This window comes from Streptomyces sp. M-16 (assembly GCF_052114405.1).
GTDB lineage: Bacteria > Actinomycetota > Actinomycetes > Streptomycetales > Streptomycetaceae > Streptomyces.
In genome coordinates, this window is sequence record NZ_JBFRER010000056.1 from 45,815 (window position 1) to 57,664 (window position 11,850).

The window sequence follows — 11,850 nt, forward strand, 5'->3', positions numbered from 1 at the left end:
ACGCCGGGCCCCGAACGGGGTCCCGCGCTCCTTACGAAACGCGGACGTCACCCCCGGGGGTCCGGGGCCGGGGTCCGCCGGCGGGCGGCGGATGGGAGGCTGGGGGCATGAACAGCATGGAAGAGGCGCCCCCGCGAGAAACGGCGCCCGCGCGGATCCTCGTCGTCGACGACGACCCGACCGTCTCCGAGGTCGTCGCCGGTTACCTGCGGCGGGCCGGGTTCGCCGTGGAGGAGGCGGGCGACGGCCCCGCCGCCCTCGAAGCCGCCGGACGGGCCCGCCCGGACCTGGTCGTCCTCGACCTGATGCTGCCCGGGATCGACGGGCTGGAGGTGTGCCGGCGGCTGCGCGCGGGCGGACCCGTACCCGTGATCATGCTGACCGCGCGGGGCGACGAGGACGACCGGATCACCGGCCTGGAGGTCGGCGCGGACGACTACGTCACCAAGCCGTTCAGCCCGCGCGAGCTGGTCCTGCGGGTCACCTCCGTCCTGCGGCGCAGCCGGGCCGCGGCCGCCGCCGCCGTGCCCGCGCCGCTGACCGGTGCCGGCCTCGCGCTCGACCCCGCGACGCACCGGGCCACCCGCGGCGGAGCGGAACTCGCCCTCACGCTGCGGGAGTTCGACCTCCTCGCGCACTTCCTTCGGCATCCCGGACGGGCGCACGGGCGGGAGGAGCTGATGCGCGAGGTGTGGGGCTGGGACTTCGGGGACCTGTCGACGGTGACCGTGCACGTACGCAGACTGCGCGCCAAGATCGAGGAGGATCCGGGGAGCCCGAGGCTGATCCAGACGGTGTGGGGCGTCGGCTACCGCTTCGAGCCCGGCGGGGCGGTGGCGGCGTGAAGGACGTGCTGCTCATCGCGCTGTTCGCGCTCGGCGGGGCCGCCTGCGCGGGGGTGCTGGGGGCGGGGGTGCTGCGCCTCGTGCGACGCCGCTCGGTCGCCGTCTCCCTCACGGTGATCGCCGGGGTGACGGTCACCGCCATGCTGGCCGGGACGCTGGCCGTGGCCGAGGCCATGTTCCTGTCCCCGCACGACCTCGGCGTGGTCACCCTGGTGGTGGCGATGGCGGCGGTGGTCTCGCTGGCCACCGCGCTGCTGCTGGGCCGGTGGGTGGTGGCCCGGAGCCGGGAACTCTCCCTGGCCGCACGGGACTTCGGTGACGGCGGCCGGTTCGCCGCGCCGCCGGGGCAGACCACCGCCGAACTGGACGCGCTGTCCCGGGAGCTCGCGGCGACCAGCGACCGGCTGGCCGCCTCGCGGGAGCGGGAGCGGGCGCTGGAGGCCTCGCGGCGGGAGCTGGTCGCCTGGATCTCGCACGACCTGCGGACCCCGCTGGCCGGGCTGCGGGCGATGTCGGAGGCGCTGGAGGACGGCATGGCCGCCGATCCCGGCCGCTACCACCGGCAGATCCGCACCGAGGTGGAGCGGCTCAACACGATGGTCGGGGACCTGTTCGAGCTGTCGCGCATCCACGCGGGGGCGCTGGCGCTGAGCCCGAGCCGGATGTCGCTGTACGACCTCGTCGCGGAGGCGCTGTCCGGGGTCGACCCGCTGGCGCGGGAGCACGGGGTCCGGCTGGTGGGGGAGGAGGTGGAGCGGGTCCCGGTGGAGGTCGACGCCAAGGAGATGTCCCGGGTCCTGGCGAACCTGCTGGTCAACGCGATCCGGCACACGCCGGCCGACGGTACGGTCGCCATCGCGGCCGACACCGGGGCGGACGACGGGGTCGTGGTGCTGTCGGTGACCGACGGCTGCGGGGGGATCCCGGCGGAGGACCTGCCGAGGGTGTTCGACACGGGCTGGCGGGGGGCTGCGGCGCGCACCCCGGTGCCCGCGGCGGGCACGGGCGCGGGGCCCTCGGCCGGGCGCCCGGCGGGGGCCGGGGCGGGGCTGGGGCTGGCGATCGTACGGGGCATCGTGGAGGCCCACGCCGGACGCACCGCCGTCCACAACGTCCCCGGCGGCTGCCGCTTCGAGGTGACGTTGCCGGTGGGCTCCGCGGCGTCGTGACGGCGCCGCCGCGGAGCCCGGCCGCCCCGCCGACGGGGCGGCCGGGCGGCGGGGCGGCGGGGCTCAGAGCGCCAGGAGGGCGCCACCGGGGGTGTTGGTGATGATCTGGTGCCGGTTCGCCTGGTCCACCCAGTCTTCTACCCGGCGCAGGTACGCGGCGACCTGCCGCCAATCCCGGTTGCCGGGGTCCTGCTGCTCCGCCTGGTCTATCCAGTCCCATACCTGTTCGCCGCCGTGGATCCGGGCCACGCAGTGCAGGTATTCGGATATGTACTTCTGGGGATAGTCCTTGTCGGACCACGCGTAACCCTGTGACGCGGAGGCGGTGACCGTCGTTTCGATACCGAACCTGAGGGTGTCGATGGGAAGGTAGAGCTCGGAAAGCAATGCGTAGACGCGCCGCATGTCGTCCACCGCGTTCTTGAGGGGATCGTCGTAGCCCTTGTGGGCGGCGTTCGCGCCGGAGAGCAGGATGGTGAGGTTCTTCGACCGCTGGCCCGGTCCGCCGAAACACTCGTTGAGCAGGTGCCCCGCGATGAACGTCAGGTGCGGGTACGCCGCCCGGGCGTCGTCGATGGCCGGGGGAAGCCGGGCGTTGGAGTTGGAGCGCACGTTCTGCAGGCTGAGCGGGCCCAAGACCGCGTTCGCCCAGCTGCCACCGCCACGGTTGCCGAGCGTGGGCCCCCAATCGGGCCTCACCAGGTATTCGGCGTGCCGCAGGTCCTCGACCCGCACGCGCTGACGCCGCTGGGACTGGCGGCCCGCCGAGTTCGACGACGAACCGTGCCGGGCCCGCTGGACGGCCCGGCCGCTCCGCCCGGTGCCACCGGTTCCGGTGTGCCCCGTGGCCGCTCGCTGGAGGGCGGAAGGGGCGGTCCCCGTTCCCGCGGCGAAGGCGGCTCCGTCGGCCCCCGCCATCCGCTCGGACGGCTGGCCGGGGTCGGTGACGGTCGTTCCGTCGCCCCTGCTGACGCCGCTCTCGCGCACACCGTTGAGGTTCTCGCTGAGGTGGCTGAGTTCGTGGCCGATGAGGGCCTTGTCCCCGAGGGCCCCGGGGGGAGCGAAGATGTGCTCGCCGATCGTCATGGCCCGGGCGCCCATCGCCGCGACGGCCCGCTGCGACACGGGGTCGTCGTGGAAGCGGCCGGCGGACAGCCGGTCGTTCCGGAAGAACGGCCCAGCTTCCGCGAGGAGCGACGGGGGAAGGGCGCGGCCCGGGGTGGCCCTGGCGGCGTCGAGCAGGGCCCGCAGGCCGGCCGGCCCCGCATCCGTCGCGGCGCCGTGACCGCGGTCCTCGCCGTCCTCGTGCCGCTCCCCGTCGCCACGGCCGTCCGCGGACCGCTGTACCGGGGCGCCTGAAGACGGGGCGCCCGGTGACGGGGCGCCCTGTGACGGGTGCGAGCATCCCGGACCGTGCCGGTGCCGGTCCTGGGCCCACGTGTGTCCGGCCCGCCGCAGCATCTGGACGACGGCGGCGTTCCCGGGCCCGCCCTGGAGACCCACGAGTCCGTGGGCGGGCGGCGCCGCGGAAGGGGCGCGCGTCCGTCCGGGCGCGCGCCCGCCGTCGGCTTTCCGCTCTTCGTCCCGCATCGGGGCCACGCGCGCTCCTTCGGAAGGGAGTCCGGTCGATCCGGCCCAACCTCGCACGCAGGCCGACGGCCCACCAGGGACCCGGGGGCAGACCGGTGGGCCTATCGGGCACACGGCGAGCCCTCGGGGCCCGTCGGTCTCAGACGGCGGCGGCCGAGGGGCGCTGGGGGGAGGAGGCCAGCTCCGCCATGCCGTCGGCGAAGGGGGTGCGGGGGAGCCAGCCCAGGTCCCGGCGCAGACGGGCGGAGTCGGCCGTGATGTGGCGGACGTCGCCCATCCGGTACTCGCCGGTGACCACCGGGGCGGGGCCGCCGTGGGCGGCGGCCAGGGCCGTGGCCATCTCGCCGATCGTTCGGGGGTCCCCGCTGCCCGTGTTGTACGGGGTGCACAGGCCGGCCGGGAGGGTGCCGGGGGACTCCAGGGCTTCCAGGGCCGCCACGTTCGCCTCCGCCACGTCCGTGACGTGGACGAAGTCCCGCCGCTGGCCCCCGTCCTCGAAGACCCGCGGGGCCTCGCCCCGGGCGAGCGCGGAGCGGAAGAAGGAGGCCACCCCCGCGTAGGGGGTGTCGCGGGGCATCCCCGGGCCGTACACGTTGTGGTAGCGCAACGACACCGCCCGGCCGTCCGTGTCGCGGGCCCACGCGGCCGCCAGGTGCTCCTGGGCCAGTTTCGTGGTGGCGTAGACGTTCCGGGGGTCGGCCGGGGCGTCCTCGGCGACCAGGCCCGGGGTGAGCTCCGCGCCGCACGCGGGGCACAGCGGTTCGAAGCGGCCCGCGTCCAGGTCGGCCGCGCGGCGGGGGCCCGGGCGCACCACCCCGTGGCGCGGGCACGCGTACCGGCCCTCCCCGTAGACCACCATCGATCCGGCCAGGACGAGTCCGCGGACCCCGGCGCGCGCCGTCTCGGCCAACAGGACCGCCGTGCCGAGGTCGTTGGCGGACACGTACGCGGGGGCGTCGGCGAAGCCCGTGCCGAGGCCGACCATCGCGGCCTGGTGGCAGACGGCGTCCACCCCGGTCAGGGCGGCCCGCACCGCCTCGGCATCCCGTACGTCCCCCCGCAGGAACCCGGTGTCCGGCAGCGGGGGCGGGTCCGCGTGGGCGGCGGGGAGCAGGGAGTCGAGGACGACGGGGTCGTGGCCGTGCCGGCGCAGGGCGGTGACGATGTGCGAGCCGATGAAGCCGGCTCCTCCGGTGACGAGTACGCGCATGGACCCGACGCTACGGACCCGTCCGGCCGGACGGGGCTCGGCGCGCCCCTCCGTAAGGGTTTCGTCACTCCTGTCCCGCTGCTGGTCAACTGCTCCTGAAACCAGGGGGGCTGGCCATATTCAGGTGGTCCGGGGTGGCTTGGGAGTGCCGTAAGGAGGGCATAAGTCCGGCCCGGCCCATTCGACGGGGAGGGCCGCAGGTTCCGTCCTCAGGGGGGATGCGTGAACTACTACCTCGACGTCATCAAGCGGTACGTGGACTTCGCCGGCCGTGCCCGGCGCCAGGAATACTGGATGTTCGTCCTCTGGAACATCCCGATCGTCATCGTCCTCACGGTGCTCGACTTCGTGCTCGGCACCTACCCGGTCCTCGGCTGGATCTACACGCTCGCCGTCCTCCTGCCGTCCCTCGGCCTCTCGGTGCGCCGCCTGCACGACACCGGAAAGTCCGGATGGTGGTACCTGGTGAGCTTCATCCCGTTCGTCGGCTGGATCTGGATCCTGGTCCTGATGGCCACCGAGGGTCACCCCGGTGCCAACGAGTACGGACAGAACCCCAAGGAGATACGGGCCTAGTCACCGCCCGCAGGCGTCGCCCCCCGCCACTGACGGCGGGGGGCGACGCCTTTTGCGCGCCCCGGCCACGCCGGGGTGACACGCGTCTCGTCACGCTTGCGGCAGGGGGCTGTCCAGACAGGCCCGATCACGAGATATCTTGATGTCGAGCAATGTTGCAGACGAGAGACGCAGACTGTGGAGCGGAGCATCCGGTGACTGACTCGACCATCATCTACACGCACACTGACGAGGCCCCGGCCCTCGCGACGTATTCCTTCCTGCCTGTCATCCAGGCGTACGCGTCGACGGCCGGTGTGAATGTCGAGACCCGTGACATCTCCCTGGCCGGTCGGATCATCGCCAGCTTCCCCGAGCACCTTGAGGAGAGCCAGCGGATCGCCGACGCCCTCGCCGAGCTCGGCGAGCTTGCGAAGACGCCGGAAGCGAACATCATCAAGCTGCCCAACGTCTCGGCTTCGATCCCGCAGCTGAAGGCCGCGGTCGCCGAGCTCCAGGGCCAGGGCTACGCCCTTCCGGACTACCCGGACGACCCGAAGTCCGACGAGGAGCGCGAGATCCGCGCCCGCTACGACAAGATCAAGGGCAGCGCCGTCAACCCGGTCCTGCGCGAGGGCAACTCCGACCGCCGCGCCCCCGCCTCGGTGAAGAACTACGCCAAGGCCCACCCGCACCGCATGGGCGCCTGGACCCCCGAGTCGAAGACGAACGTCGCCACCATGGGCGAGAACGACTTCCGCTCCACCGAGAAGTCCACCGTGATCGCCGAGGCCGACACGCTCCGCATCGAGCACGTCACCGCCGACGGCGCCGTCACCGTCCTGCGCGACTCCGTGCCGGTGCTCGCGGGCGAGGTCGTGGACGCGTCCGTCCTGCACGTCGACGCCCTGCGCACCTTCCTCAACGACCAGATCGAGCGGGCCAAGGCCGAGGGCGTCCTGTTCTCCGTGCACCTCAAGGCCACGATGATGAAGGTCTCCGACCCGATCATCTTCGGGCACGTGGTCCGCGCCTTCCTCCCGAAGACGTTCGCCCGCTACGGCGAGACCCTCGCTGCCGCCGGCCTGTCCCCCAACGACGGCCTCGGCACCATCCTGAACGGCCTGGGCGCCCTCGCCGACGGTGACGCGATCAAGGCCTCGATCGACGCGGAGATCGCCGAGGGCCCGGCCCTCGCCATGGTCGACTCCGACAAGGGCATCACCAACCTGCACGTGCCGTCCGACGTCATCGTCGACGCGTCCATGCCGGCCATGATCCGCACCTCCGGCCACATGTGGGGCCCGGACGGCGCCGAGGCCGACACCCTCGCCGTCCTCCCGGACAGCAGCTACGCGGGCGTCTACCAGGTCGTCGTCGACGACTGCCGCGCCCACGGCGCCTTCGACCCGGCCACCATGGGTTCGGTGCCGAACGTCGGCCTCATGGCCCAGAAGGCCGAGGAGTACGGCAGCCACGACAAGACCTTCGAGATCGCGAGCGCGGGCACCGTCCGCGTCGTCGACGCCGCGGGCAACACGGTCCTGGAGCAGGAGGTCGCCGCCGGCGACATCTTCCGCGCCTGCCAGACCAAGGACGCGCCGATCCAGGACTGGGTCAAGCTCGCCGTCACCCGCGCCCGCGCCACCGGCGTCCCGGCCGTCTTCTGGCTCGACGAGGGCCGCGCCCACGACGCGCAGCTGATCGCCAAGGTCAAGACGTACCTGGCCGACCACGACACCGACGGTCTGACCATCGAGATCCTCTCCCCGGTCAAGGCCACCGCGTACTCCCTGGAGCGCATCCGCCGCGGCGAGGACACCATCTCGGTGACCGGCAACGTGCTGCGCGACTACCTGACCGACCTCTTCCCCATCCTGGAGCTGGGAACCAGCGCCAAGATGCTGTCGGTCGTCCCGCTGATGAACGGCGGCGGCCTCTTCGAGACCGGCGCCGGCGGCTCCGCCCCCAAGCACGTCCAGCAGCTGGTCAAGGAGAACTACCTGCGCTGGGACTCCCTCGGTGAGTTCCTCGCGCTGGCCGTCTCCTTCGAGCACCTCGCGACCACCACCGGCAACGCCCGCGCCCAGGTGCTGGCCGACACCCTGGACCGCGCGACCGGCACCTTCCTCAACGAGGACAAGTCGCCGAGCCGCAAGCTGGGCGGCATCGACAACCGCGGCAGCCACTTCTACCTGGCCATGTACTGGGCGCAGGAGCTGTCCCGCCAGATCGACGACCCGAAGCTCGCCGCGGCCTTCGAGCCGCTCGCCAAGACCCTGGCGGAGTCCGAGGAGACCATCGTCGGCGAGCTCATCGCCGTCCAGGGCTCCCCGGTCGACATCGGCGGCTACTACCAGCCCGACCCGGCCAAGGCCGCCGAGGTCATGCGTCCCTCCGCGACGCTGAACAAGGCGATCGCCCTGCTCGGCTGACGCCCCCGCGCTCCGCGGCTGCGCCCCGGTCGGCCTCGTGCCCGGCCGGGGCGCAGCCGTGTCCGGGGCGGGCCCGGCGGGCGGGAAGCCGGTCGTGCCGGGCCCGGCGGGCGGAAAGCCTGTTGTGCCGGGCCCGGGACAGGGCGTAGGAAGTCCCCGTGATCCAAGGACGATCGACCGGGCTGCGCGCCCGGCTCCCCGAAGACGTGCCCGTGCTCCACGCGGAGCTCTACGACGACGTCGCCACGCGCTCGCGCGCCGACACCCGGCCCTGGGCCCCGATCGCCGCCGCCGGCGGGAACTCCCCGTACGAGCCCGGGGCACCGGGCGGCGGCGAGGCCTTCTTCTCCGTGGTCGACCGGACCTCCGGCGAACTGGCCGGCGAGGCCCTGCTGTGGGGCATCGACACCCACAACCGCAACGCCCACCTCGGCCTGTCGCTGCGCCCCGCCTTCCGGGGCCGCGGCTTCGGCGCCGAGGTGGTCCAGCTGCTCTGCTTCTACGGGTTCACCGTGCGCGGGCTGCGCCGCCTCCAGCTGGAGACCCTCGCGGACAACGCCCCCATGATCGCCGCGGCCCGCCGGGCGGGCTTCGCCCTGGAGGGCACCCTGCGCGGATCGGCCTGGGTGATGGGGGAGTTCCTCGACGAGGTGATCCTCGGACTGCCGGCCGCCGAGTGGAAGCCGGCAGACTGGCAGCGCTGAGCGGCCCCGCCCGCCCCGCATCACCCGGTGCGGGGTCCGGCCGCCACCCGGAAGCCGATGTTGCCCGCCGAGCTGTCCGGGGTGTTGCGGGTGCGGGCGGCCACCCGGTAGCGGTTGCAGTAGGAGTCGTGGCACATGTGGGAGCCGCCGCGCATCGTCCGCTCGGGACCGTCCGCGCCGAACCGGTCCGCGCTCCACTCCCACACGTTGCCCACGGCCTGGTAGAGCCCGTAGCCGTTGGGCCGGAAGGACCGGGCGGGTGCGGTGCCCGCGTGGCCGTCGGCGCGCGTGTTGTGCCGGGGGAAGTCCCCGTTCCAGATGTTGCACATGTACCGTCCGCCCGGCCGCAGTTCGTCGCCCCAGGGATAGCGGCGCTGCTCCAGCCCGCCCCGCGCCGCGTACTCCCACTCCGCCTCCGTGGGCAGCCGGGTCCCGGACCAGGCGCAGTACGCCTGCGCGTCGTTCCAGGACACGTGTACCACGGGATGGTTCTGGCGGGTGCTCAGGGAGGAGGAACCGGGCCCCTCCGGACGGCGCCAGTCGGCGCCGGAGACCGCCCGCCACCACGGAGTCCCGGCGACCGCCGGTGAGGCGGCGGCGACCGTGGGGGCGAGGAAGCCGCCGAAGACGAAGCTGAAGCCGAAGGACTCCGCCTCCGTGACGTGCCCGGTGGCCTTCACGAAGGAGGCGAACCGGGCGTTGGTGACGGTGGTCGGGGCGATGCGGAACGCCCCGACCACCGCCTCCCGGACCGGCCCCTCCCCGTCCGCCGGGAACCCGTCCGGGTCCTCGGTGCCCATCAGGAACCGGCCCCCCGGCAGGTCCAGCAGGTCCCGGACGGCCCGCTCGGCCGCCGGGTCCGCCGCCCGCGGGGGCGGCGGCGCGGCCGGTGACAGGGTGAGCGGGGCGGATCCGCGTACGGGCGCGCAGCAGGACTTCGGTGCCATGGGTCTCTCCCGGAGGGGCCGGTGGGCGGATCAGCCGGTGCGGTCGGCGGCCAGCCGTGCGGCGAGCGCCGGTATCCCGAGGGCCCGTTCCTGTGCGGGGGTGGCCTGGTACAGCAGGTTCCTCAGCTGGTACGGGTCCTCGACCAGGTCGTAGTACTCGCGGAAGGAGACCTGCCCGGTGCCGGAGACCGCTCCGCTCGCGTCGGTGTGCAGGTCGTAGTACTCCGTATATTGCTTGTCCTTGGCGACGTACGAGGCCCAGGTCCCGGGCCCCCCGCCGCCGGTGCCCTGCTTCCACCACTGGACCAGCAGGTGGTCCCGGTCGGCGGCGCCGAGGAGCGAGTGGCCGTCCTGCCCGGCGGGCTGCCCGATGCCCGCCGCTTCGAGGATGGTCGGCGCGATGTCGATGTTGGCGACGATCCGGTGGTCGGTGGTCCCGGCGGCGAGCCCGCGGGCGGGCCAGGACAGGTAGAACGGCACCTCGTGGGAGGGGGAGTAGGGCACCGACTTCTTCAGCCAGCCGTGGTCGGCCCAGGTGTAGCCGTTGTCCCCGGTGAAGATGACGAGGGTGTTCTCCAACTGGCCCAGCGCCACCAGCCTGTCGCGGATGGCCTGCACCGCGTCGTCGACGGACAGCAGGCTGCGCAGCTGGCGGGTGCGCACCTCGCGGGCGTCGTCCAGGGTGGCCGTGGCGTCCTGGACGAAGGGCGGCTTGTCGGAGCGGTCGGCCTCGGGGACGGAGGGGCGCCCGTTCCACACGGGCACGGGCGTCTCGGCGTACTTGGGCGCGGGGACGTTCGGCGCGTGCGAGGCGTACGGAGTGACGTAGGCGAACCACGGGCGGCCGTCGGTGGCGGCCTTGTCGAGGAAGGCGAGGGTCTTGTTGCGGACGATGTCGGTCGTGTAGCCGTCGATCTGCCGGACGGTCCCGTTCACGTTCCAGCGGGCGTCGTTGTAGGCGGGCTGGAGGAGTGCGAACTCCTCGAAGTGCGGCGGATTGTCAGCCAGGGTCCAGGAGTTGAGGTACTTGCCGAAGAGTCCGGTGCGGTAGCCGGCCTCCTTGAGGTACCGCTGCACGGTGGTGGACTGGTCGAGGCTGTGGGAGGCCGCGTTGTTGCGGACGCCGTGGTGGTGCGCGTGGCGGCCGGAGAACACCGAGGAGCGCGAGGGCGCGCACAGCGGGGTCGCGGAGTGCCCGCGGGTGAAGGTGACGCCCTGGCCGCCGAGCCAGTCGACGGTCTTCGGGATGGCCCAGTCGGTGTGCCTGGGCTGGTCGTCGGTGACGATCAGCAGGATGTTGGGGCGTGCTCCGGCGGGGCCGGCCGCGGGCGTCGCCGCCCGGGCGAGGGCGGGGGTGGCGGCCGAGGCCGCGACGGCCGCCGCACCGGCGAGGAAGCCGCGGCGGGCCACCGCGGGGGTGCGGGGCGTGCTGTCGTGCTCGCTCACGAGGGTCTCCTGTACGCGCGGGGGAAGGTGACGTACGTACCCGGGCCCGCGACCGGAACGCCAGGGCCGCCGGAACCCGCAGGTCAGACCCTAGGATTCGGGGCTCCCCCACTCAATGACTCCCGTATGGCAGTCGTGTGCCGCGCGTGTGAAGCGGCGGCCGCCGCGCTCAGAGCCGGTGCACCCGCCCCTGTCCCACGGCCAGCGGGTGCGCCCCTGCGGCCAGGATCCGCAGGCCGGGCGCGAGGGTGAGCAGGGTCCGCAGCCAGGACAGCGCCGCCGGGCTCAGCCGGTCGCTGTCGTCGAGGACGAGCAGCATGTCCCGTTCCGCGAGCCAGGAGGCGGCGTTCGCCGTGCCGCGGGGCGGTAAGGACATGCCGGGTGCGCTGCCCAGTGCGGCCACCAGTTCCCCCACGCTGCCGTCCCGGGCGACGGTGACCACCGCCGTCCCGTCGCAGAAGTTGGACGAGAGCCGGCGCGCGATGTCCCGTACGAGCAGGCTCCGCGGTGCGCGGAACCGGCCCGTGACGGTGAGCACCCGGCCCCGGCGCACGGCGGTGAGCAGCATCGACAGCTCGGCGGACGTGGTCGTCAGTGTGGTGGCCGCGCCGGGCGGCCGGGAGTCCCCCATCATCACGATGCCCCCCATTGCATGCGTGACCGAGCGCGGCCATAGGGATTCTTCGAGCCGCGTGACGACGATTATGCGCCAATTCCAGGGTGTGACCAGGGGAATGTCGCATTCCGTCCCGCCGGGCCGGCCGACGCGGTCCCGGCGCCGCCGCTCAGCGCTCCCTCCGGGTGATCAGCCGGTACAACGCCACCAGTTCGGCTGCCGCGGCCGGGCCGGGAAGGGCCCCGGCCAAGTGCTCCAGGGGGGCGCCGGGCCCTACGGAGGCCCCGGGCCGGGCCCCCGCGGGAGCGCGGGCCCCGGCTGCCGGGGCGGGGC

At 73.6% G+C, this 11,850-nt stretch carries 10 protein-coding genes; 5 read left to right on the forward strand and 5 right to left on the reverse strand.

Annotated elements, in window-relative coordinates; genetic code table 11:
• The first annotated feature begins 107 nt into the window (after nucleotides 1–107).
• Together AB4039_RS24455 and AB4039_RS24460 are read left to right on the forward strand one after the other, a co-directional pair.
• Nucleotides 108–845 carry a response regulator transcription factor gene (locus tag AB4039_RS24455; RefSeq protein ID WP_442271825.1) on the forward strand — a complete coding sequence of 246 codons (738 nt, stop codon included), beginning with the start codon at nucleotides 108–110 and terminating at the stop codon, nucleotides 843–845.
• Nucleotides 842–2,014, forward strand: a complete 1,173-nt coding sequence (locus tag AB4039_RS24460) for a sensor histidine kinase (RefSeq protein WP_266843930.1) — start codon at nucleotides 842–844, stop codon at nucleotides 2,012–2,014. Before AB4039_RS24455 ends, AB4039_RS24460 begins: the two co-directional genes overlap by 4 nt.
• A 63-nt stretch (nucleotides 2,015–2,077) precedes the next feature.
• Here the strand turns inward: AB4039_RS24460 and AB4039_RS24465 are convergent, their stop codons facing one another.
• Nucleotides 2,078–3,604, reverse strand: coding sequence for an eCIS core domain-containing protein (locus AB4039_RS24465; protein ID WP_442271829.1), 1,527 nt, complete (start codon nucleotides 3,602–3,604; stop codon nucleotides 2,078–2,080).
• Nucleotides 3,605–3,743: 139 nt separating this feature from the next.
• Nucleotides 3,744–4,814, reverse strand: a complete 1,071-nt coding sequence (locus tag AB4039_RS24470) for an NAD-dependent epimerase/dehydratase family protein (RefSeq protein ID WP_266843931.1) — start codon at nucleotides 4,812–4,814, stop codon at nucleotides 3,744–3,746.
• Nucleotides 4,815–5,036: 222 nt separating this feature from the next.
• On the opposite strand from AB4039_RS24470, the gene AB4039_RS24475 reads away from it, so the two are divergent.
• From AB4039_RS24475 to AB4039_RS24485, 3 genes are all read left to right on the forward strand, one after another.
• Nucleotides 5,037–5,390, forward strand: a complete 354-nt coding sequence (locus tag AB4039_RS24475; protein WP_266843932.1) for a DUF805 domain-containing protein — start codon at nucleotides 5,037–5,039, stop codon at nucleotides 5,388–5,390.
• A 194-nt stretch (nucleotides 5,391–5,584) separates the two neighbouring features.
• Complete coding sequence (locus AB4039_RS24480) at nucleotides 5,585–7,804, forward strand: NADP-dependent isocitrate dehydrogenase (RefSeq protein WP_442271826.1); 2,220 nt, start codon at nucleotides 5,585–5,587, stop codon at nucleotides 7,802–7,804.
• A 158-nt stretch (nucleotides 7,805–7,962) separates the two neighbouring features.
• Entirely contained in the window at nucleotides 7,963–8,508 is a 546-nt protein-coding gene (locus AB4039_RS24485; RefSeq protein WP_266843935.1) for a GNAT family N-acetyltransferase, read from the forward strand.
• 20 nt (nucleotides 8,509–8,528) lie between these two features.
• Here AB4039_RS24485 and AB4039_RS24490 read toward each other — a convergent pair whose 3' ends face one another.
• The 3 genes from AB4039_RS24490 to AB4039_RS24500 form a co-directional block, all read right to left on the reverse strand.
• Complete coding sequence (locus AB4039_RS24490) at nucleotides 8,529–9,455, reverse strand: formylglycine-generating enzyme family protein (RefSeq protein WP_266843936.1); 927 nt, start codon at nucleotides 9,453–9,455, stop codon at nucleotides 8,529–8,531.
• Nucleotides 9,456–9,485: 30 nt separating this feature from the next.
• Nucleotides 9,486–10,901, reverse strand: a complete 1,416-nt coding sequence (locus AB4039_RS24495; RefSeq protein WP_442271827.1) for a sulfatase family protein — start codon at nucleotides 10,899–10,901, stop codon at nucleotides 9,486–9,488.
• Between the two features lie 169 nt (nucleotides 10,902–11,070).
• The gene (locus AB4039_RS24500; protein WP_442271828.1) at nucleotides 11,071–11,538 is read right to left on the reverse strand and encodes a hypothetical protein; all 468 of its coding nucleotides are present in this window, start codon (nucleotides 11,536–11,538) and stop codon (nucleotides 11,071–11,073) included.
• Nucleotides 11,539–11,850: the final 312 nt, after the last annotated feature.